Origin of the sequence: Methylobacter sp. Wu1, from assembly GCF_036553575.1 — a bacterium.
Lineage (GTDB): Bacteria > Pseudomonadota > Gammaproteobacteria > Methylococcales > Methylomonadaceae > Methylobacter.
The window spans coordinates 109,065-132,332 of record NZ_JAZHOC010000074.1 but is presented as its reverse complement, the minus strand read 5'-3'; the positions used below and the strand labels follow the sequence as shown (position 1 = coordinate 132,332).

The window sequence follows — 23,268 nt, the reverse complement described above, 5'->3', positions numbered from 1 at the left end:
TGAAACCGCAGAAATCACGAAGAAAATTCTTAACGAAGACCGCAGTGCCGGCCATAAGGCATAATTTGATCCTGCAGCGCATTGGCGAATATGCCATTTGACTGCTTAACTTCAGCTTCCGATGCCTTGGCTGATTGATTCTATGTAAGCGCCGATAATGCGGATTCCACATAGCCGAAGCTGATAGCTTCCTGCTCGAGGCGCAGATTCTTGCGTATCCGGTTGTCTCGTAAATCATCATAGAGCGCCGCTTCTTCCGGATTCAACCTGGACAGGTCGCGCAACGTCTGTTTCCCTTCCTCTCCCCATAACGGTTCAAATGTCTGCAAAGTGTCGCGATCCATCAGGATCGACTCCGCGTGGCAGAATAGGCCGCGCAGCTGATCGAGGATGGCAAAGCCGTGGGTATCGATATCTCCCCAGTAATGAATGCGGCAACGCGAAAGCCATTCGGCCCGGGCCAACATTTCGAAACCGTATCCCGCGCCGAAAATGGCCAGACTGTTCTTAACTCGAGGGAAAGCCAGAAAGTTGATCTCATTCTCGGTAATAAAAACACGCGCAACAGGGAGATCGAGTCGGGCAAAGCTCTCGGCATCAAGGGTAATATCCTGCGCAAGGCCCAAAAGGCTATGCTCAGGATCAAGAACACGGAAGCGGATGCGAGCCGGTTTATCGCGAAATCCGTAACGCCTGGCAAATTGGCTCACACCGCTGGCTGTCTGATCAATGGCCTCGGGGGGCAATACGAGATCCAGCAATTCCATGAGCACTCCGCGATGGGCTTCGATAAACTTACTGTGCACGCCCGGGATGTCCACCTGCCTGAGGTACACTTCAGGGCGCTGATGATTCTCAAGCCAGGCGACGATTGCCAGCAACAACTCCCATTCGTCGGCAAGCTCCAAGGCGCGCAATGGCCGCCTGGCCAGCCAGTCCAGCAACTTTGGTTCGCGTTTGCGCGTCATGTCAACCAACGTTGTAAAACGGGCCGCGTCCTTCCGCTTGCCGATCAGCGCCGCGGCGTCTTCGACGGTATCGATCCATGCCTCCTGGGGCACTGCATTTGTACCGAAAATTCGATGCCTGAATTCCCGCATCTCCACCCGGCAGTAAGGCATCGCCCGAAGTTCGGCAATCCAGGCGCGAACATCGTCAAAGCGGTCCGCCATCTCGGCCGATGTCGGGCTCTTTAATACCAGACGTTTCGGGAATAGCGATCCGCCAGTAACGAGATCGCCCAGCAGTTCGCCCCGGTCCCAGAGCTTGCGCACCTGAGCGCGCAAATCAGCCGGTCTGGTCCAGGTCATCCCGCCAGCCTCGCCTTCTCCGCGCGGTACTCCTCTATCGAGAGATTGCGCAGCTTGGAAGCTTTGCCTTCCTCGTTGTGAACAAACCCCACGCTGGAGACAAAAGGCTCGATGATGTGGATTTTCTGCAGCGGCGTAACGATCAAAAGCTGCAGATTGAGCTGGGAAAACAGCCGCAGACCGTATTGCGCAGATTCGTCCGAGCCGCGCCCGAAGGCCTCGTCGATCACCACGAAACGGAAGGATCTTGAGCGTACCGCGCCCCATTCGAGACCGAACTGATAGGCCAGACTCGCCGCCAGAATGGTATAGGCCAGTTTCTCTTTTTGACCTCCCGACTTGCCGCCCGAATCGGAGTAATGCTCGTGTTCGCTGTCGTCCTCGCGCCAGCGCTCGCTGGCGCCGAACACGAACCAGTTGCGTACATCGGTAACCTTGGCGGTCCAGCGACGGTCCTGCTCGGACAGCCCTTCCCGGCCGCGGAAACGCTCGATGATGTGTTTGACCTGCAGGAATTTGGCTTCGGAATACTGGCTATCCTCGGAACCGGTCAGCGCTCCTTCGGTGCAGGCGCGCAGTTCGGTCTGAAAATCGCGGGTATCGGCATCCGGCGCCGGCTGAGCTTCCAGAATGATATAGCGGCCGGTGTTGTAGTCGATTCCAGTCAGTGATTCGTTGATGCGCGCGATGCGTTCCTTGATCGTTTCCCGCTCGCGCGCCAGCTGTGACTGAAAGTTCGCCACCTCGCGGATGGTGTTCTCGTTCAGCAGTTCCTTGAAGCGCGCTTCGAAGCGCGGCAAATCATCGGCCTGCAGCTGGTCCAGCATATTGCGGTATTCGAAAGCGGCTTCAATACTGGCATCGACCTCTGCCGTCTCCAGCTTGAATTCTTCCTTATACGCCGCCATCGCCTGGATGATCTTGTCGCGCAGGCGTTTGAGCTTCTGATCCTCGCCATCGATCCGGGTTTGCAGCCAGTCGCGCATGTCGCGCTCGCGGTTGTCGCAGGAATCGACAGACAGTTGATGTTCACCCAACGCCTCGTTTTTAATGGCATCGAGCCGCTCGAAGTACGCCGCGTGGACAGCAAAAGCAGAGGCATCCAGTACCACTTGCGTCTGTGCCTGCAAGACTTCGGCATCGCTCTTCCTCTGCTCGGTTTTGGAGCGTTCGTCCTTGCGCTTCTCTAATTTGGATTCCGTATTTTTCAATTCAGCGACAATCTCATTCAGCTGTTCAGTCAACTGCTTCAATATATCCGAAGCGGACGCCAGCCTTTTCTTCTCATCCTTCAATTGAGCCAGTTCCAGGGTCAGCGATTGCCAGTCGAGTTCGCGGAAATCGGCGTACTCATCGAGCTTTGACAGCGCCGTGAGCCGCTCCTTGAGCAAGTCCTTGTCGGTCTGGATCTTGCCAATGAGACTGCCCAATTCGCCCAGCTGGATCTCCAGCTTTCTGGCATTGGCTTCGAGGGCCGCGATCTTCGCCGTATTGGTCCAGCCCAGCACATAGCGGCTGCGGTCATCCAGGCGGTGGCGGTCGTCTTTCTCGTGACGCTCGCCGGGGGCCTTGATCTGGCCCGCGCGGGTAATGGCTTTGATTTCACGGCGGAATTGCTCTTGCGTCGCGCAGCAGGCCACATCGAAACGATGGGCGATTTCCCGCTCCAGCCAATCATAAAAAGGCGTGTCGGGCTTGATGGCCAGCTTGCGCACCAGGGAATCCCGGTGCAGGTTCGGCAGTTCACCCCGGGCGCTTTGGCGTATCCGAAAATAGACCAGCCGTCCCCTGAGGTGCGTTTTGTCTACCCATTCCGCCACTTTCGAATAGTACTCATCCGGCACCAGCAGCGACAAGCCGAAATTGCGCAACAACCGCTCGGCGGCGCCTTCCCAGTCGCGCTCATCTTCATGAACTTGCAGCAGTTCGCCGGCAAAAGGCATATCGGCCTCTTGCAAATTAAGGGCTCTGCATAATGCGGAGCGCATAGCTATCTGCTCGGCAGGGATATTGCTGCGCCGGGCTTTCAGGCTATTGATCTCGGCGGTCAGTTCGTCATGCGCCTGCTTGCCTTGACGCAAGACCACGCTCTGTTCGGTCAGGTCGTTTTGCAGTCTGTCATCTTCTATTCGCGCCGCTTCGGCCAGTGCCAAAAAGCGCTGCCGCTGCGCTTGAAAGCCGGCATCATCTTCCGACGGGCTTTCACCGATGGCGCGCACCAGTTCGGCATAACGCTGCGCCTTGCTCTCGCGCGTCTGGCGCTCCCGCTCCTTGTTACGGATATCAATATCCAGTCTCTCAAGGCGATCCCCACCGTTGTCCGAAATGCTGCGTTTGAGTTCATCCATTTTGACGCGCTGCGTGTCACGAAGCTCCTCGAAGCGCTTGACCTGGGCATCCTGCCTGTTCCATTCATCGGCAAGGCCGGCGATGCGTTTCTCCAGAAGGCCCAGTTTCAGATTTGCGAAGTAGGGCCTCAGCGCCTCGCGGCAGGCACGCAGTTCCTCGACTTGCGAAACAAGGGTGGAATGAAGCCCGCAGTCGGCAACCAGCGGCGAGAGCAGGTCCACTTGCCGCTTGGCCTTCAGCACGGCCTCGTGCGCCCGGTTCAGGTCGTCGAAGTGGCCGATCAGGGCCGTGATGCGCGGCGCGACATCAAAAGGCTCGAGCATGTGGCTGCGGACAAAATCGGTCAGGTTGCCCACCGACTTCATCGACACCGTCTGGTGAAATAATTCCAGCGCCTGTTCATTCTCGATGCCGAAGCGGCGACGGAACCAGGCGCCGTAGGGCGGAAAACTGTCGTGCACCTCCGCGCCGAGACCTCGCAGTTTCTTTCGCAGGGCGGCAATGTCCGAACCGAAGCGCGTGAAGTCCGTCGCAATCGACAAGGCGTGCTCCGCGCAGACAAAGAAGCGCGTGGGTTGCCCCTGCGCCTCCTTCATCCAGAAGACCTGTGCCAGCGTCACTGTCTGATCGTAACCGGCGTTGTGGAAGACGCCCAGAATCACCGAGTAGCTATTGTGATCGCGCAGCGGTACGGGCTTGGCGGTTCCGCTCACCTCATTGCGCTCGGATTTGTAATGCCCGAGCACATAGGAACGCAGCGAGCGTTCCTTGCTGTCGGCGCCGGCGGCCTTGTTATAAGCGATGCGATGCGCCGGCACCAGCAGTGTGGTGACTGCATCGACCAGTGTCGACTTGCCCGAGCCGATGTCGCCGGTGAGCAAGGCATTCCGGCCATCCGGATTCAGCGCCCATATCCGGCCATCGAAGGTGCCCCAGTTGTAGACTTCCAGATGATGCAGGCGGAATCCCGACAGTGTGTCGTCATCCACGAAATCCAGGCCCAATTGCATATGATTCATAATGTATTTCCTTGCGCGAGCTGTACCTGATACGCCGCGAGCCGCGCATCGAAATCCGCCAGCCATTGCGCATCGACGAAGGCTTTGAGGATGCGCCGTACCTCGAACATGGGCGCTTGCCCCGTGGCCGGTTTAAGTTTGCGCAGGAAACCCAATTCCACGATCTTGTTGAGATGAGTCTCTATCTGATCGATCAACCTGGCCTCATTGCTGCTTTCCGGCAGGAATACCCGGATCAATTCGACAATTTCGTCACGCGAAAGCACCAGCCGCGTGTCGCCTCCGCCCGCGTCGAACTCGGCCAGCTTCTTGCGCAGCAGCGCCAGCAGCAGGCTCACCGGAAACGATAGCGGTCGCCGTGCCACCAGGCGCGGAAGCTTTGGGGCGTCATCATCGTCGTTCTCATGACGCGAGCGCAGGAATGAATAGCCTTCAGACTCATCAAGCACCAGCTCCAGGCCCAGCACCGACACATAGTCGCGTACGCGGGACTGCAGTTTGAGCAAGGCATTCCAAAGGCCGGCGTCAGCCTCCTGATAGATCACGCCTTTGAGCAAAAGGATAACCAGGGCCGATAAGTCATTCGCCGCTGCATTTTCAAGTTCTTGTTCTAGCATTCTTATCTCACAAAAATCACGCGCGGCAACCGCGCCTGTTTCACATATTCCTGGCCATCCGGCCCTTCACGTTTCCAAACGATTATCTCGGCCACCTCTTCATCCGTAACCGTCTTGAACGTATCGCCGGCGAGTTGCAGGTACGCCACCAGTTCCGCCAAGCCGTGCCGCAGAGGCTGCATCTCGCACAGCTCGCGCAGGGTAATTTGCGAACGGTCTTGCAGGGTGTGGCGGATATGTCTGGCCAGCTGTGCTTTGTCGATCAGGATCTGCGAGTAAAGCGCCGCCGCATCCACCTCGACGTCGCCTGACTCCGGCTCGATATCGGCGATCACCGGTTTGACAGTCGGCGTATAGAGCGGCCGTTCCATCGGCAACTCGATGCCGGCCGCAGTGTCCGCAATGCTCATCACCTCGCCCGGCGGCGGCGATTGCCGCAACGCCAGCGCCTTGGCCTCGATGCCGCGCAGGATGTCCATGATACGGCGGTTCTCCAGCCAGGCCTGGTCGTCCAGAAAGCGCCGCAGCTGTTGCGAAAGCTGGGCCACTGTACGCTGGGCGTGTTCGCCGGCCTCCAGCCAGTCGTAATGCACGCGGCGGGTGCGGGCGTCTGGCTTGAGTTCGGTGACCGGCGGCAAGGCCAGAACGCGCTCAAGCAAGTTCGATAGCTCTTCCTGCCGGCTGCTGGACATCAGGAAATCCCAAAAGGCGCGAAAGCTGCGGCCCTGATCGGAATCGGCAATGGCATCGCGCTCGCCCATGATTTCCTCCAGCAGCGCGCCTTTCGAGCCTTCCCACAACGCGATGCGCTCCCTTACGCGCCGATCCAGCCCGCGAAAATTGTGTTCCACTTCGCGAAAATCGGTCAGCAGATCACGCGCAAGCTGGGTGAATTGCTGAAAGCGGTCTTTCAGCGCCGTATCATCCAGCAATGGAATGTCGCCCGCTTCAACGCGGGCTATCTCAAAGTCGATCTCGTCCCGCCGCTTTTGCAGTTCCGCAATGCGCGCCTGCGGGTCGGTCTCGCTGCCCTCGCTCATCTGCTTGAGCAGTTCAAACAGTGTGAGCAAACGCGATTCGGTGCCGACGAAGCTGCGCGCAGCAAGCGTACCCAGCCAGGCAATCGCCTTCTCGGTGGCCGGGGTCAGGTCGAACTGCGGCTCGTCCGAGCCTGAAGCGTAGAATTTTCGCAGCCAGCCCTTTTCGGTCCCGGCCCAATCGTTGAGATAATCAACGGCCGATTTTGGAAAAGTCCCCGCACCCAATCGCTCGCGCAAGGCAAACAGCTCATCTTCCAGCGCCTCGGCCAAATCCGATTGAGGCATTACCCGCACGTTGGGCGCGATAAAAACGCGCTGCAGAAAACTCGCCACCAGCGGCGCATGGTCCGAGCGCAACAGCCGCCAGGCCGGATGGCTCTGGCGTAACAGGTCAAGTGTGACGTAGTCTAAGTTCATTGAGGTGTTTTGATCATTCGAGAATTTTCCGCTCATCTTTTATCGTTTGCGCGGCGACATTGAGCCGCTTGCCCCGCTTCTTGCCGTTCGGCACTATCAACCTTTCGGCCTTCATCATCAATATTCCAACCGATCAGTACCACCTCATTTTACACAAAACGCCTCGGCAAAAATCGTCCACATCAGAGTATTTGTGTTAATTTTGTCAACAGCAGTTTTTTGTTCTGAAAAGTTAGTGTCAAAAACTTATTTTCCCTTTGTACAAAGATCTGCTCTTTGCTGATTCCGAGCTCAGGCTATTTAGGCGTTTTCGAGTATGCGCATAATGCCAGAAAACACGGTAAAGCGTTATTAAGTTCACTGTTGTAGCTGGTTATCAGCTAACTCCCCGGAATCCATTATGAGTCTTAGTATTTAGGGCTGTAGAACTCAGCACATGCTGCTCCTGCTCTAGCAATACTGTCTAGGTAGAATGGAAGCTAATATTTCTCCTGGATGGGACAAAATACTCATTAACCGTTACCCACCTGTTGCAGGTGGGTAACGGTTAAGCTATTCGATTCAATACAAAATCGGAATGAAGGCTGATATATTAGAGACAAGGAGTGGGGCAGACCGTGATGCTAAACCTAAACCTACCATTCATTCAAAACATCATTTTATGATGTTCTGTAAGTAGTTGCGTGGCATTTCCAGCCTTTCTTGCTTTGTAAGGATAAAAAAATGCAGAGCTATAAGTCCAGGTTAAAGTAATGTTTACAGTAACTTGTGAACTCACGCCCTGCGATCTTTAATCCTCTTACCTATACGGCTTTATCTAGGATAACCGTATTGCTGAGGATAGGTGTTTTGCTGTGGGTAGCCTTGTTGCTGAGGATAGCTGTAGCTGCCGCCTTGCGGGTAATTTTGCTGCGGATAATTTTGTTGTTGTGGGTAACCACCCTGCTGAGGGTAATTTTGCTGCTGATAGCCGCCGCCTTGGGGATAACCTTGCTGCTGGTAACCACCTTGAGGATAGCCGCCTTGCTGCTGTGGGTAGCCCTGCTGCTGTTGGGGGTAGCCTTGTTGCTGCTGCTGATATCCGCCTTGCGGCTGTTGAGCGCCTGGCTGGCTGCCGGCAGTCGGATTGGCGACAATGGCCAATTCCACGCGACGGTTCTCGGCCCGGTTGGCATCACTGGTATTAGGCAATTTCGGCATGCGCTCGCCCATGCCCTGTTGAGTGATACGCGAGTAATTTACGCCATGCTGGGTCAAATAACTGGAAACGCTGGTAGCGCGCTGCTCGGATAATTTCTGATTATAATTATCAGCCCCGACATCATCGGTATGGCCGGTGATACTGATCTTGGAGTCCTGATACTGGTTTAACACATTAGCCACCGAATCCAGAGCGGATTGGGCCTGAGGCGTCAAGTTGGAGGAATCGAATCCAAACGTAACGTTGTTCGGCATGGTCAGGGTCAGCGTATTCTCGGCTGTCCTCTGAACCTCGATACCGGTTCCTTGCAGCGATTCATTCATCTGCTGTTCCTGACTGTCCATATAGGCGCCCACCGCCGCCCCTAACGCACCACCGGCCAAAGCGCCCCAACCGGCATTCTTAAGATCGTTGCCGCCAAACAACGTACCGGCACCAGCGCCTACTGCGGCGCCCAAGCCTCCTCCTTTGGCCATATTGCTTAAACCTGATTGGCCGGTATAAGGGTCAGTCACGCAAGCGGTCAATAAAGCGGAACTGATACCGATAACTAATAAACTTTTTTTCATAATTGCACAGCCTTTGGCTAATTTTTACAAAAATACTAATGGTTCTATCTGAGATCTTTCAGTTAGAAACAAAGTGATAATTATAGAACAACACAATCCTCGGTCCACAAGGTAATCGTTCTTTCCATTTTAAGCATTTGAACTAATGATTGATGAAGTTTTATGAATTCCGGCTGAACGTTACTATAAATTCCTTTATAGCTCGCGTAGGCTGGGTTAGAGCTTTAGCGGAAACCCGGCATGGGCGGCTCAGAAATGCTGGGTTTAGCAACCCAGCCTACCGCGATTAAAAGCTCCGGTGTCCGGCGCGGCAAACGGGATAAAACATCTATGCATAACATCAGTTCCTTTATAGAAACTTAGTTCAAAGCGTGCGGGTTATCTCCGCATCGGGAAGATTATGATAGACATCAAGATAGCTATGATTTTCCGTTAAGGCTTTAATGACTGACGGCAACGGCTCGGGCCAGATTTCCGGAAAGTCCCGCTCCCGTTTTTCTGTGGCTGCAAATGCCAGCTGTTCCTGCGGAGGGTGAAACTCGGCATTGACGCCGTCTTTATTGCCTCTGGCATCAATGCGATACCAGCCGTAGTCCTGCAGATAAACCGCATTAAGCCCATGCAGGCAGTAAGGCGCGCCGTTTCCTTCCAGGCTTAAACGCTGATAGCACAATCCGGCCGGTATGCTATTGGCACGCAATAAGGCAGCCAACAAGTGACTTTTTGCGTAGCAGTAGCCTGTTTTATGCTGAAGCACTTCGGATGCCCTGCAGGTTACTGGGTTTAACCGGTAGTCCCAGCTATGACGGATATTATCCCTTACCCACTCGAAGCATTTTTTGGCCGTGTCATGGTCGGCATCTGTGTTATCCGTCAGTTGTGCAGCCAAGTTGACGATGGCTGGATGTTTCCAGTCAATGTATTCGGTCGATTGTAGATATTTTTCCATAACGAAGCTGTGCTAAACCTCTCTTCACGCCAATTCGTCATCGCGTTGGAAGTTCAAGCGTGCGGCAATGGCGTCCAGCGTCGCCGCTTCTACCCCAATGCCGAAATCGTCAACAATGATCCTGCCCAATTCTGCCGGCGTCTCGATGATGCGTGTTTCTGATAGGCCGGATTGCGTTTCGGTAAAATTCGTGTCGAAAATGCTGATGCGTCCGCCAGGCGTACACCGATTCATCATCAGATGAAACGGGAACGGCGATTGGCTCCAGTTTGAACACACCACATTGCCTGCCTCCAGATCGCAGAACCGAACGGAAGCCCGGTCAAAGCCGTACAATGCGAACCAACCATCCGCCGTGTGTTTTTCAACCACCAGCTCATCGAACAGGCTATCCTGCCTGATGCGGAAAATCTCTCCGTCTACCGTTTGCTCCAGTCCGATCTCCAACTGCAAGGGCACCGAAAAGCCGGGGCCGCCGAAACCGGCATCGGCCAGCCAAACGCCGGTTTCGGCCTCGACCAGAAAACACAGATGCGTGCGGGGTCCTCCTTCCGGCAGCCCCATGCGGACGCGCGCCAGAACAGGCGTATAGTGAAAACCCAAAGCGCCCAAAGCCTGCCCGAATAGACCGTTCAACTCGAAGCAATAGCCGCCTCGCCGTTCAAAAATCAGTTTGCGGACAACCGAAGCTGTATCCAGGCTCGGAGTGACTCCCAACAATGGATCGATGTTTTCAAACGCGATGGCCTGAAGTTGCGCCGACTGCAAACAGGCGAGCCCCTCGGGCGAAACCTCGGGCTGGCTGATGCCTATGCGGCTCAGGTATTGTTCTTTGTCAAATGGCATCGTCAGTCCTCATAGGCAGGGATCACTTCCAGCTCCTGCATGCCGGCTTCAACCCATTCCTTGAGCGCCGGATGTTCAAGCACTGCATTGACATAACCGCGCGCTTCCGCATTGGTATCCAATTGATATAAATGAAAGCGCAAAGCCACCGGCGCAAACATGGCGTCGGCAATCGTGAACTGGCCAAACAGCCAGGGGCCTCTGTCCCAATACTGTTTCCGGCATTGCTGCCAGATTTGTCCGATGCGCTCGATATCATTGCGCACTTCCTCGGGCAGCTTCTTGGCGGCCGGCGGGCGCCGACAATTCATGCCGCAATGCGCGCGCAGAGCTAGGAAACCGGCATGCATTTCCGCCGAAATCGAACGCGCGAACGCCCTTTCCGCTTGTTCTTGAGGCCAAGCCTGAGTTTCCGGGAACCGTTCGGCCAGATATTCCATAATAGCCAGCGAATCCCAGACCTTAAGCCCGCCATCGATCAGGACCGGCACTTTGCCTGACGGAGAAAAGCCAAGTATCCGATTTTTGGAATCCGCCTGAGCCAATGATATTTTGACTTCATCAAAGATGATGCCGTGGTGTTTCAGAAACAGCCACGGACGCAAGGACCAGGAAGAATAATTTTTGTTGCCGATAACTAAAGTCATGCTCATGATGCTTTAACTCCTTTTGATGCTATGAATTAGGCTTTATTACCTTGTAAATGATCGATTTATCGTCGTCCCGGGACAGCCCGAGAGATAAAGGCAGTGCGAATACCCGCAAGGGGCACAAGTAAATTCGCACTTACACGACATCGCAGTAAAACAGAGATCGATTCTGTGCGCAACATCGGATAATAAACCAACAGCTATCAAGCGTCGATGAAAATCATGTTTTTCATCATAAAGATGCTTTGCGATCATGTGCTGCGGCTACGCGCATGAATTGCCGAAACCATGATTCTATCCTGTATGAATGCACTATCCCGTAAGCAAAGCACGCATTTTACCGCCTAGCCAGTGAATCATGGCCAGGCGGTTGGGGAATAACGGCAGGGAGCCGCTTGGGCGCTGTAATGCGCAGTTGCTTATTGACGTTATAGACACCGAACACGACCACGATAGCACTGATATTGACTTGGAACTCCTCAGCCAGAAACTGTACCAGATGCGCAGTAGCCCTGCCTCGCACCGGCATTTCGGCAACATGAATCTCCAATTGCTTGCCGATGACCTTGCCGATTGCCGTACGTTTGGCGCGCGGCCGGCCCAGGATATTCAGTACCAATGTATCTTCCTCCCAATGGCAAAATGATGACATTTACGCTCCCGATAAATTTATAAAAATGCGGCCAATTGCAGCTCCAGCAAGAGGTTAAAACGCTATTCTCCTGCGGATATTGAACAATTGGCGCATATTAGAATCATATGGATTAATTATTGATCAAATTTTTTATTTTGAAAAATTGATCAGTTCGAGCCTGACTCGTAAGTTTTTTCTGATCAATGCTACATACGGACAGTTTTTACCCTCGTTTGCTGCACCAATCAGCCTGCTCCACAAGAAAATACCGGGTTAAAAATCTTCCGTTTTATGGAGGTAATTCCAAAAAATTTGAAACATGAGGCCTTTGTCCTCAGACTAACTAATGTTATGCAGACCCGGCCTTCACCGTTTGCAACGCCAACCCTTTTCTAAATGCAGTGTCTTTAAAAACTGCTGCCTGAAAAAAGCCGAGCTGTCTATTCATTGCTGGACCTAAACAATTTTTATTATATATCAAGAGGTTATACAGATGAAAATTGCCCAAGTCGCACCTTTGCATGAAAGCGTTCCACCGAAAACCTATGGGGGAACGGAACGAGTAGTTCACTATCTGACCGAAGCCCTGGTACAACAGGGTCATGAAGTCACGCTCTTCGCCAGCGCCGACTCCCGCACCAGCGCCAAGTTACACGCCATTGTCCCCGAAGCCTTGCGACTGGCTCCCGAAAAACGCGATCCCGTGGCCTGGCATATGTTGCAATTAGCTCAAGTAAGCAGTGTTGCCGAAAGCTTCGACTTTATTCACTTTCATACCGACTATTTCCATTTTCCTTTGTGGCGGAAAATGCGAACGCCGCAAGTGACAACCCTGCATGGCCGTCTCGATTTGCCCGACCTTAAATCATTATTCAATGAATTCCTGGATATGCCGGTAATTTCGATAGCCAATCATCAGCGCGACCCTTTACCCATGGCATGCTGGACCGACACAGTATATAACGGCATTCCGATCGATTTATACGATTTCCAATCTGATGCCGGTGAGTATTTGGCCTTCCTTGGCCGCATGTCGCCTGAAAAAGGCGCTGAAGCGGCTATCGAAATTGCCTTGAATGCAGGCATGCCATTAAAAATGGCAGCAAAAATCGATGATTTGGATCGCGAGTATTTTGAAACCCGCATTCGCCCTCACCTTGATCATCCATTGATTGAATTTATCGGCGAAGTGGACGAACGGGGCAAAAATGAATTGCTGGGCGGCGCGAAGGCGCTCATATTTCCGATAGCCTGGCCGGAACCTTTTGGCCTGGTAATGATTGAAGCCATGGCTTGCGGCACACCCGTCATCGCTTATCGGCGTGGTTCCGTACCTGAAGTAATGATAAACGGTGTGACCGGTTATGTCGTGGCATCCAAAGAAGAAGCCGTCTCAGCTATAGACCGTATCGACCAGATCGATCGCGGCGTCTGCCGGAGCTATTTCGAAGAACGCTTCTCGGCAGAGCGAATGGCCAAAAATTATGTCAATGCTTATCAAAAACTGATGGTGCAGCAGGAAAATAGCCGTTCGGATTCCGGCGCGTACCTCATCAATATGAGGAAAAATCGAAAAATAGCGCCAAGCGATGCCTGGAAGCAACGGCTAGCCACTGCATCGACCGGCACTTCCGACAAACTTTAACGATAACTATCGGAGGATGCAATGGAAGGTTCTGTACAAATAGATAACAGCTGGTATATCCCGGCCACTTCTTCCCGCGCCGATGATCGGACCAAGGTTCTTAAATCCGGCGACAGCTTTGGCGTTTTCAGCCGTCACGGCGAAATAAGCTGGGTTGGTTTCGGCGAACAAGGGTTTTATTTTCTCGGCACCCGTCACCTGTCATTCTGGCATATCAAACTCGCCGAACGAGAACCGATGCTGCTCAACTCCATGGTTCGGCTCGACAACAGTCGCTTGGTAGTCGACCAGACTACGCCGGATATGTTTCGCGATGAAGCGCTCTGGCTCCCTAAAGGCAGTCTGCATCTGCATCGCGAATTGATCGCCCATGAGAGTTCGCTCAGCGAGCACCTGAAAATAGTTAACTACCATGATCAACGGCATCGCTTCTATCTGGAGTATCAATTTGATGCCGATTTTAGCGATATTTTCGAAGTGCGCGGTGTGGAACGGGCGCGTCGCGGCAAGCAAAAAGACCCGACCCTAGAACAGAACGCAGTCATTTTAACTTATGAAGGATTGGACGGCGTTATCCGCCGCACACGTATCGGTTTTAACAGGCGTCCCGATCAATTGGTCAACGACAAAGCGAAATTCTGGATCGATCTGGCGCCGGGAGACAGTTATGAACTGGAATCTCTGATCACATGCGTTAATGGTGACGCCCATTTTCATTTGCTCGATCATTCGAAGGCCATTGAAGCCAAGAACCGTGAAATTGAAGCCGACCGGGCATCCCGCGCATCGGTCTGGTCCGACAACGTGCAATTCAATGAATGGCTCAACCGTTCAGCGGCCGACTTGCAGATCCTGACCACGGAAACCACTTACGGTCCTTATCCCTATGCAGGAATCCCCTGGTTTTCCACTCCTTTCGGACGCGACGGGCTGATCACCGCACTGCAAACTTTATGGGTGCAACCGGAACTGGCCCGCGGAGTTTTGGCCTTTTTGGCCGCGACACAGACCGAATTGGAGGACCCGAAAATAGAAGCCGAACCGGGAAAAATTCTGCATGAAATGCGTGAAGGAGAAATGCCCGCGCTGGATGAAGTCCCTTTTCGCCGATATTACGGAACCGTGGATGCAACGCCTTTGTTCGTTGTGCTTGCCGGCCGTTATTTTCAGCGTACCGGTGATTTGGCATTTATCAAAGAACTCTGGCCTAATATCGAAAAAGCCTTGAAGTGGGTCACTACAAAGCTGGAACAAGATGGTTTTCTCAGCTATCGCCAGCATGTAGCCGGCGGTCTGGTCCAGCAAGGCTGGAAAGATTCAAACGATTCAATATTTCATCGTGACGGCAGCGATGCCATACCGCCAATAGCCCTGTGCGAGGTTCAGGGTTATGCCTGGGAAGCGTTAAAGTGCGGTGCGGAACTTGCCGACCGCCTGGAGCTTGATGCGAATCTTCCCGGGCGCTTTGAGTTTGAAAACAAGGCGCATTACTGGCGAACCGTAGCCGATCGCCTGCAGGAGGATTTTGAAGCGGCTTTTTGGCTCGATGATCTCGACATCTATGCCATAGCACTGGATGGCACGGGCAAGCCCTGCGCAGTCCGCAGTTCCAATCCGGGACATTTGCTCTATAACGGGATAATTAAACCGGAACGAGCCGAGCGGCTGGTCCGGCAATTGACCGGGGAAAATGCCTTTAACGGTTGGGGGTTAAGAACAATTTTCGCCGGCGAAGCACGCTATAATCCCATGTCCTATCATAACGGCTCGGTCTGGCCGCATGACACCGCGCTGGCCGCCGCCGGCATGGTCCGCTATGGTTTTGTTGATGAAGCCTTGAAATATGTCGAAGGCTTGTTCAATGCCTCCATTTTCTTCGATCAACACAGGCTTCCGGAACTGTTTTGCGGCTTTAACCGCATGCAGGGACAGGGCCCGATACTTTATCCGGTCGCCTGTGCGCCTCAGGCCTGGGCCAGCGGGGCTATATTCATGCTGATCGAAGCCATGCTGGGCATTAGTTTCGAGGGAGCTCGCCCGCGGCTTCGATTGCATCACCCGCGTCTTCCAAGTTATCTTGATTGGCTGCGCATCCGGGATTTGCGCTACGGCACCGCCACCATTGACTTGACTGTTCGCCGGCATGGCAATGATATAGCGGTGAGCGTAGAACGGCGCAACGGCGATATTGGACTGGTGGCCGTGCTTTGATCGGCGGCCGGCCAATTCCGGCTAGTCGAAGGCCTATTTTCGGGCATTTCGCATGGCCGGCATTTCATGGCAGGCAATGGAAGCGGTAGAAATTGAACAATTCTTAGAAAATTCAATCATAAAGACTGAATCTATCGCTCCCGCGCTCTGCATGAAAATGCATTCCGAAGTCCCTGTTTGAGGCATGGAAGCCATGAATCAGATGGATTATGCATTTATGCCCAGCGAGCGGTTGCGTACCGTTTTCATCAGCCCGCCATAAACCCTGGCGGGGGATTTTCGGGTCGAATGAATTCGACCCTACAGTCGCTATTGACTGTGCACTATCAGTTGCATAAATACTCAAAGCACCACCTGTAAAGGAGGATGAAATGAAAGTATTTTTATTACTGCTCGCCTTGCTATCAACTTCCGCTTACGCCCAGGTTTACAAGTGCGCCCCTGGCAAATACCAGCAAGATCCCTGCCCTCATAAGCCTTCCATCCGGCCGATGGTGATCTACGACATTCCCAAACAAAGACAGCTTGCCGCACAGCACCGCTGGGCCATAAAAAAAGAGGAAATCCGGATGGAGGATGAGGCCATGGCCGAAGCCTGGGGCAGAGAACGCGTCTTCCGGATTGAAGAGGCCAAAGTGGTCGCCGCCTTGCGGCAGGCCAACGCCGCTCTACAAGCCGCGCAGGCGCTGGAAGTTCAGAACGATATTGAAATCTTCAAACTCCAGCCGTGGATTCCTCGCTTTTATCCTGATTTATCTATTTATGATTATCCTTATTAAAGGCTGGGCTTAGGCATTCTGCTCTTCTGCTGCCGGTAGAAAGTAGGATTGGATGATCTAAAGATAAAAAAGCCGTTTTAAAAATGTGGGGGCGACTGCCAGCAGTAGGCGCTTTAGGCGAAGCCGCCCCCGCACAGGCTTGCGCAAGTCCTAAAAAGATAATCCGCGCTCGCTCAGTGCCTGCGCCAGTTTGAGGTCATGCCGGAAGCATGGAAATCGCCATTGAGCTGGGACACACCAGGCAATATTTACCCATAACTATATGAATTTTTAGATATTTTTAGCACCAACCTGATGAAGCAGGATCGCGCAATTGCTCTGCATAGGTATTTGTACGAATAAACATCTCATGGGCCGTTTGTTAGTATGAATCCCGTCGATTAGCAATAGCTCCCATGCTTCTCGACAATTTTGTCTCTACTTTAAAAAGACCACCTCCCACCAACCCCCCACAATTTCTGGTGGTCTTTCTTTTTTAACTTCCGATGTCTTCTTCAATCTCCCGCTCAGGGTTACGCTTGATCCTGTTCAGCAACAAAAGCACTGCCGCCCCGGCAAAAAACGAAACCAATAAAACTCCCCAGGCGCTTTTGTCCCAGTCTACCGAATAAGAATCTGCATTTACGGCCGCCGATATGCCCGGAATGCTGGGCAGATCGCCGTCGCCGCCGTCCACTTTCAGTTGGGCCTTCATGCCTTTTTCCATGTGCTGAGGCACTTCGCAGTGCACCAGATAGGTTTTACGCTGGCTGGGCACGATAATAGAGGCTGTCTTCTGGCCCGGCCCGTAGATTTCCATCGTGAACATGCCTTGCGGGTAAATATAGCCCGGCAGATCGTGGATCATGAACTGATGCCGGATCTTGTCCTCGTTGATAAACGTGACGTTAATACGCGAACAGGGCGGAACCTCCCATTGCTGCTGGTCAAACGCGTACATGATGCCATTGAATTTTTTGGCCTGTTTATGGCCGGCACGAACCGTAATGTTGACGTCGCCGGCGATTTTTTTACAGTCGCGCGGCACATTGTCGGTATTGCTGTTCATGATCATGCCGGTTTCGTCCATCATCATGCCGTTATGGTTCATGGCCGCCACAGCAGACTGAACGCCGGCCATGGCCATTAACAAAATAAGATGCTTAACGAAATTCATTTTACCGCTCCATTTTAAAGCTGCGAACGAGATAGAACACCAGTGCGAACAGCAGTCCGACCGTCAAACCGAAGGCTATGATTTTCAGGTAATTCGGGGCCAGAGGCCCTGCTTCGCCCAGCAACTGCGCAAATTCGTCTGTAGCCCACATGGGTTTTTCGCGCGCGTAATAAGCGCTGGTAAAGAACTCATCAAACGCACCCTCGTGCAGTTTCGGCATGCCGTGCTCATCGATAAAATCGCGGTACACGACCAGAGAGATATTGCCCCCCGGCTCCACGCCGTCATTGGTCGCGCCGGTCTCGACATGATCGTGGAACATCCAGACGCCCTCGCCATCGTTATGGAGACCGTCATTGGTCGTGTCCAGCTTGATGTCCACGCGCTGCGCCGAAGCAAGATCGACCACATCGCGAATGACTTGCGCGGCTTCAGGCTGCTTGATGCCATCATAATGCGTGACCGTGGCCTTATGGCCGTGGAAATGCAGCGCCATAGCCGAATTCTGGGCGTTGGCGACGCGCAATTTGATCTTTTCATTAGGCCTTGCAACGATCAGGTCGTCGCGCAACGTATACGGGAAGGCATGGCCGTTCAGCAGGAAATAGTTTTCATGCGATTCGGTCATGTTGTATTCGCGGTTCATTTTTTTCTCGATCAGACGCGGATCGTTGGCTTCCTGAATGATTTTCGCCAACCGCTTGTCGACGGATTGATAATGCAGATCATATTCCTGGCTGTATTCCTCTTTGACGCCGACCGACAGATGCCGCACATGCCCTCCGCCGATATTGAAGGTCTGCACCCAGTTGTTCGGGCGGTTTTCCTCTACGATGAACATGCCGGCCATGCCCATCATGACGTGTTTGTCGGTCTGTACATGGCAGTGATAAAGCATGGTACCGGTCGTCCGCGGCTTCATTTCATAAGTATGGCTGTCGCCCGGGAAAACGGCCATAGCGCCGCCGTGCGCATCGCCGTCATTTTCGCCGCCGTCCGCTGTTTTCCAAGGGTGGTCAACGCCGTGAAAATGAATTGTGTGCGGGAAATAATGCGTGTTTTCCAGTGTGATATAGACCTGATCGCCCTGCTCGATACGAATCACCGGCGACGGCGCGCGCAGGAAATAATTGGCCTGGTTGGAACCGTAATTCTTCACAGCCATATCGCTGGTCTTGGGTGCGAACACCCACAGCCCCGGCTGCACGCCCGGCAACACATCATAGCTGGGAATCAGGAAATCGCCGTCGGGCGATCTGCCGTTAAGCTCGATGACTTCCAGCTTGATGCGGATCACATCGGGGTCGCCGTCGCCGTCCAGGTCGTCCGTTTTGGTCAGCGCGTCTTCGGACAGATGCGTGCTCATCAGGGTAGGCATCGAAACGTTATTGACGCCCTTGACGAAAGCGGCGATATCATAGGGATTATCAGGGTTGCACGCTAGCGATTCGGCAATCTCGACGCCGTCAATAGTCTGGGCCTGGCGCCATTCGGGATGCTCGTCCTTGCAGGGCTTTTCGAAACCTAACTGCTTGGAAGCCATCTTCGGGCGCGTGGGCGGCGGATTGAGATCGGCTTCTTCGAACTTGCCGGGCCTTAACCAATATGCCAGGGGAATCAGGAGAACTATCAGGAGAAGACTTAATAAACGTAAGTATTTATTCTGCATTTTTAGACAACTGTACCGCAAGATTCATAACTAAACGCGCCACTATACCGAAAATTTTCCGACTAGGAAGCATTAGTTCATCATAATATTAAGGCAAACGCCTCATCCGGGGCAGCCTCAGCCGTGACTTTCATGAAACCGCATGAGTCCACGAAGAAAAACCGGTATTATCACTTCTCTTGCAAAATCATGAATTTAAAAAATTTCGTATACTTCATGTTTTTCTTGATGAAATAGCCAAGTTGAGGAATGGCAATAACTGTTTCGAGGGTTTCGCCTGCATGGCTTCGTCCCGATTCTCAGCCATGAGGCCAGGTTTACCTAAAAATCGAACGGCATGCCGCCATAAAATAAATCATCAAAATCATCCAGATCTGATTTTTTGGGAATTTTATAGCTTTTTAGCCATGCTTTAAGTTCAGCAGGATTTTGAAAAGTCTCGAGCTCTTTCCGCACACCGTCTATATCTGCCTGAACTGACTTAAGATCGCGTTTCAGCGATGTAATCAATTGCCTGGGAGTTAGATACGCATAGAAAGGCAGATTTGATTGCAACTTGAACATCTCTTCAATTTGATGAATTTCCTGATCCAGCTCAGACGACTGCTCTCTCAATATCTTATTGAAATGTTTCAGACGACTGTCGGCCATTTGGCTCAAATGCGCAGGATCGATCTGCTCAATTTCCAATTGCAATTCCAGTAGCTGCAATAAGTCTTTTTTGCCGTAAGCGGTATTGACGCGTTGCATTAATTCTGTTTTGCGAGCCCGCTCCTGCTCATCCGGCTCGCGGTCGGGATGCAATGTGGCGACTAATTTACGGTAAACTTCCTGGACCGACTTGCTTGCCTGAGCCTCTTCCTCTCGTTGGCGCGCTTCTTTTTCCAATTGTTTTTTGGTTTTTTTACGCTGTTTAACGGGAGCGTCCGATTGCTCTTTTATTTGAGCTTCTGCCTGCGCTTGCAGCTTTTCCTGCAAGTGGGCGTGCAACTTTTCCGGCGAACTTACATCGACGTCATCTCCAAAATCCACATTAAACAAGCCTTCCGCGATGCTTTTCATGAGTTCGCCGACAGCGGCTTCAGCCTCCTGGTTGATGGTATCGTAATCTTCATCGCTATATTTGTTGAACAAGGCTTTCAGTTCATCCTTGTTCAACTCGGGAATTAATTGCTCACATGTCTCGCAAATAAGGTGCCTAATTTTCAACTTGTCGGTTTTTTTGAATAGCGGCTTGTCATAAGACTGATCCAACAACTTGGCCCACTCAAATTTCTGGTTGTACAAGATCTCTACAGCGGGGTCGTATTCCTGCTCAACTATTTGATGATACAAAGGGATGGCTTCTTTCCACTCGAGCAACAGCTTTTTTTGACGGTCAATTTTTTTAGTCAGGCTATTGAATTGTTTTTGGGCCGTGGATAAGGTTGTTTTTCCGTCTGCTTTGGGGGCAATTCTGACGATTTTGCGTTTGGATTGAGTCATGGTTTAAATTTCGTGGTTGAGCGGATAAGAGTCTGGAGGCGTTTATGAGTACCATTTTACCAAAATAATTCGACTGATCCTTCTCCTAATATATCCGGCCAGGGCAAGCGCATATAAATCTCAAGAAGAAAAAATGACCTGCTCCCTAAATTGATCATTTAATGCCGCTCGAAACCGCTTGCGTTTGATACTCAATTGGGAGGGTTCATTTTTCAACAGGTTAATGGCCAGCTGCCGGACAATATTAAAATTTTCTGGGGCATAACCGGTGCGGATGCGCGAGTCATCCTCTCTAAACGTCACGTCCAGCACCCAATGCAAGCCATTTTCCACGCCCCAATGCGCCCGTGCCGCGTGGGCGAACGCCTTCACATCGGTTAAAGAACAGAGGTAGTGCCGCCGCTCAATGCTCACTTCGCCGTTGATGCAGCGTTCACTTTCAACCAGGCCGATGCCGGCCAAGCCTTGCCAACGGTCGGCATCGGGCAGCGTGTCCAGGCAAGTCGACAAGTAACAACGCCGCGTCTCAATGCGTCCATGCCCCGCTGTGGTCTCCTCATGGCACTGCAACTGACACAAGGTCGGATTGCCAGACGCGACAGCCACATCAAAATAATCGCTGACCGCTTCATGTAGCCGCTTCTGGTTAGCCTTCACCGCCAACACGTAATCGGCTTGTTGGCTAACGATGTGGGCGGCAATGTCGGTTTGGCAGCCCATGGCATCAATCGTGACAATACAACCTTTCAGCTCCAGTAGCTCAAGTAACATCGGTATCGCCGTAATCTCGTTCGACTTTTCTTCGGTTTTGATTTGACCGAGAGAAAGCCCGGCTTGGCTTGCCCACGCGCTGACCATGTGGATAGCTCCCCGTTTGCCCTGACGGTCGTAAGAGCGCCGGGCCGTCTTGCCATCAATCGCCACGACTTCGCCCGCCGTCAGCTCGGCCACCTCCTGCACCCAGGCAATAAAGCACTCGCTCAGTTTCGCCGGCTCAAGACGCGCAATGACTCGCGCTATACAGTCATGCGATGGAATGCCGTTCTCCAACTCGAGCCATTGGCGCAGCCAAGCCTCTTTATCTTTGCCAAACTGTTCAATCGCTTCCCAGCCTTCCGCTCCACTGATCACCGCGCAAATCGTCAGAATGAGGATGTCGAGCAGCTTATGCCGTTTATGTCGTTCGACCCGTGGGTCTTCCAGCGTTGAAAAAACTTCCTGTAAACTCAAGGCCACTGTTTGCTCTCCAAAATGCTCAGTATCTCTGATTTTTATGACAATTTATATGCGCTTGCCCTGCGGCTATTAGTTAAAGGAACAACTCTGCCAAAAAATTTTGCATCGCCTGCCAGGAGCGCCGGTCGGCAACGGGTTGATAAACCATGCCGGAATCAGGATTGTTGGCGACCGGATTGGTGAACGCATGCATGGTATGACCATAGGCATGCAGTTGCCAGTCCGCGCCGGCCGCGGTCATTTCCTGCTCAAACGCCAGCACCTGCTCGGGCGGAGCCAATGGGTCGGCATGGCCGTGCAGCGCGAGCACCTTGGCCTTGATGGCATTGCCCTGGGTATTGCCCGGCGCGCTCAGCAGACCATGAAAGCTGACCACGCCGTTTATGTCGGCGCCGGTTCTGGCCAGATCCAGCACGCACAGGCCGCCGAAGCAAAAGCCGATCGCCGCTATTTTAGTGTCGTCAACCCAGGGCAGCAGCTTGACGGCATACAAAGCGGCCTGCATGCGCCTTTGCAGCATAGCCCGATCTTCCATGAGAGGCTGCATCAGTCTGGCGTTTTCCTCAGGCCCGGAGCCTAAAATCCCCTTGCCGTACATATCAACGGCAAAGCCGACATAACCCAATCCGGCGAGCTTGCGCGCTTTCTCGGCAACAAACTCATCCCTGCCGGCCCAGGTGTGATTGATTAAAACCGCCGGGCGACGGCCTGACACAGAATCGTCAAAAGCGAAAAATGCTTCCAGCTGTACATCGCCATCCATGTAACCTACGGTATTCGATATGATTGCCATCGTACTGTCGTCCTATTCAATGAGTTGTTATTATGTGCTGATGTGGCTACAGATGTCCCGCTTCCCGAAGACTCTTCAGAAAGCCTTCCGACGCGTCTTCCACCATATCCAGCACCCGCTCAAAACCATAGTCCCCGCCATAGTAGGGATCCGGCACTTCGCGCGTTCCCAGATGCGGCGCGTATTCCAGAAAATATCTGATTTTATCTTTATATTGTTCGGGGCAGGCGTTGAGCAATATCGAATAATTGTCGTCGTCCATAGCCAGCAGAAAATCGAAATCCTCGAAATCGCCCATCACGACTTTTCTGCCCCGTAAATGAGCCAATTCCACGCCGCGACCGCGGGCCGCTCTTTGTGCGCGCAAGTCAGGCGCTTCGCCGACATGATAAGCATGCGTGCCGGCGGAATCGATCAGAAAATGCCGTTCCAGATCACGCTCCTTCAGCAGTTTTGCAAAAACGCCTTCAGCAGTCGGCGAACGACAGATATTGCCCATGCAGACAAAGAGAACTCTTATTTTCTTCATAGTTTTACCGGTTAAAAAAATCAACTGAATATTATATTACGTACTATTCGGGGAAGATACGGCCAAACTAATAGCTGAAATCTTGCAGAGCGCGAAGATAAAGCCGGTCAATCCACAACCGCCGGCCATAAAAAGCCTTATTCGAAGGAATGATCAAACTTGCC

Annotated in this window: 18 protein-coding genes; 3 read left to right on the top strand and 15 right to left on the bottom strand. The window is 52.7% G+C overall.

Features of this window, described 5'->3' with window-relative positions:
* Positions 1-140 precede the first annotated feature (140 nt).
* The 9 genes from V2P20_RS16915 to V2P20_RS16875 form a co-directional block, all read right to left on the bottom strand.
* Positions 141-1,310, bottom strand: a complete 1,170-nt coding sequence (locus V2P20_RS16915; RefSeq protein WP_331820356.1) for a Wadjet anti-phage system protein JetD domain-containing protein — start codon at positions 1,308-1,310, stop codon at positions 141-143.
* The gene (locus V2P20_RS16910; protein ID WP_331820354.1) at positions 1,307-4,678 is read right to left on the bottom strand and encodes an ATP-binding protein; all 3,372 of its coding nucleotides are present in this window, start codon (positions 4,676-4,678) and stop codon (positions 1,307-1,309) included. Before V2P20_RS16910 ends, V2P20_RS16915 begins: the two co-directional genes overlap by 4 nt.
* A complete protein-coding gene (locus tag V2P20_RS16905; protein ID WP_331820352.1) occupies positions 4,675-5,295 on the bottom strand; it encodes a DUF4194 domain-containing protein in 621 nt (206 codons plus the stop codon). Before V2P20_RS16905 ends, V2P20_RS16910 begins: the two co-directional genes overlap by 4 nt.
* Before the next feature lie 2 nt (positions 5,296-5,297).
* Positions 5,298-6,788, bottom strand: a complete 1,491-nt coding sequence (locus tag V2P20_RS16900; protein ID WP_331820350.1) for a DUF3375 domain-containing protein — start codon at positions 6,786-6,788, stop codon at positions 5,298-5,300.
* Positions 6,789-7,565: 777 nt separating this feature from the next.
* A complete protein-coding gene (locus tag V2P20_RS16895) occupies positions 7,566-8,522 on the bottom strand; it encodes an OmpA family protein (RefSeq protein ID WP_331820348.1) in 957 nt (318 codons plus the stop codon).
* A gap of 364 nt (positions 8,523-8,886) precedes the next feature.
* Positions 8,887-9,471 carry a transglutaminase-like domain-containing protein gene (locus V2P20_RS16890; protein WP_331820346.1) on the bottom strand — a complete coding sequence of 195 codons (585 nt, stop codon included), beginning with the start codon at positions 9,469-9,471 and terminating at the stop codon, positions 8,887-8,889.
* A 24-nt stretch (positions 9,472-9,495) separates the two neighbouring features.
* On the bottom strand, positions 9,496-10,317 hold the full coding sequence (locus V2P20_RS16885; RefSeq protein WP_331820344.1) for an arylamine N-acetyltransferase: 822 nt from the start codon (positions 10,315-10,317) through the stop codon (positions 9,496-9,498).
* A gap of 2 nt (positions 10,318-10,319) precedes the next feature.
* On the bottom strand, positions 10,320-10,970 hold the full coding sequence (locus tag V2P20_RS16880) for a glutathione S-transferase family protein (RefSeq protein ID WP_331820342.1): 651 nt from the start codon (positions 10,968-10,970) through the stop codon (positions 10,320-10,322).
* A 334-nt stretch (positions 10,971-11,304) separates the two neighbouring features.
* Entirely contained in the window at positions 11,305-11,619 is a 315-nt protein-coding gene (locus V2P20_RS16875) for a DUF167 family protein (RefSeq protein ID WP_331820340.1), read from the bottom strand.
* Positions 11,620-12,094: 475 nt separating this feature from the next.
* Between V2P20_RS16875 and V2P20_RS16870 the strand changes: the two genes are divergently transcribed.
* The 3 genes from V2P20_RS16870 to V2P20_RS16860 all read left to right on the top strand — a co-directional run bounded on the left by V2P20_RS16870 (position 12,095) and on the right by V2P20_RS16860 (position 16,236).
* Positions 12,095-13,246, top strand: a complete 1,152-nt coding sequence (locus V2P20_RS16870; protein WP_331820338.1) for a glycosyltransferase family 4 protein — start codon at positions 12,095-12,097, stop codon at positions 13,244-13,246.
* A gap of 21 nt (positions 13,247-13,267) precedes the next feature.
* Positions 13,268-15,457, top strand: coding sequence for an amylo-alpha-1,6-glucosidase (locus V2P20_RS16865; protein WP_331820336.1), 2,190 nt, complete (start codon positions 13,268-13,270; stop codon positions 15,455-15,457).
* A 371-nt stretch (positions 15,458-15,828) separates the two neighbouring features.
* Positions 15,829-16,236 (top strand): hypothetical protein, encoded by a 408-nt coding sequence (locus tag V2P20_RS16860; protein ID WP_331820334.1) that lies wholly within the window; start codon positions 15,829-15,831, stop codon positions 16,234-16,236.
* A gap of 475 nt (positions 16,237-16,711) precedes the next feature.
* Here the strand turns inward: V2P20_RS16860 and V2P20_RS16855 are convergent, their stop codons facing one another.
* The 6 genes from V2P20_RS16855 to V2P20_RS16830 form a co-directional block, all read right to left on the bottom strand.
* Positions 16,712-17,392, bottom strand: a complete 681-nt coding sequence (locus V2P20_RS16855; RefSeq protein ID WP_331820332.1) for a cupredoxin domain-containing protein — start codon at positions 17,390-17,392, stop codon at positions 16,712-16,714.
* 1 nt (position 17,393) lies between these two features.
* Entirely contained in the window at positions 17,394-19,061 is a 1,668-nt protein-coding gene (locus V2P20_RS16850) for a multicopper oxidase domain-containing protein (protein ID WP_331820330.1), read from the bottom strand.
* A gap of 321 nt (positions 19,062-19,382) precedes the next feature.
* Positions 19,383-20,546, bottom strand: coding sequence for a J domain-containing protein (locus V2P20_RS16845; RefSeq protein ID WP_331820328.1), 1,164 nt, complete (start codon positions 20,544-20,546; stop codon positions 19,383-19,385).
* A gap of 120 nt (positions 20,547-20,666) precedes the next feature.
* Positions 20,667-21,776 carry an ISAs1 family transposase gene (locus V2P20_RS16840; RefSeq protein ID WP_331820326.1) on the bottom strand — a complete coding sequence of 370 codons (1,110 nt, stop codon included), beginning with the start codon at positions 21,774-21,776 and terminating at the stop codon, positions 20,667-20,669.
* Positions 21,777-21,855: 79 nt separating this feature from the next.
* Positions 21,856-22,575 (bottom strand): dienelactone hydrolase family protein, encoded by a 720-nt coding sequence (locus V2P20_RS16835; protein WP_331820324.1) that lies wholly within the window; start codon positions 22,573-22,575, stop codon positions 21,856-21,858.
* A 46-nt stretch (positions 22,576-22,621) separates the two neighbouring features.
* Positions 22,622-23,104 (bottom strand): low molecular weight protein-tyrosine-phosphatase, encoded by a 483-nt coding sequence (locus V2P20_RS16830; RefSeq protein ID WP_331820322.1) that lies wholly within the window; start codon positions 23,102-23,104, stop codon positions 22,622-22,624.
* Positions 23,105-23,268: the final 164 nt, after the last annotated feature.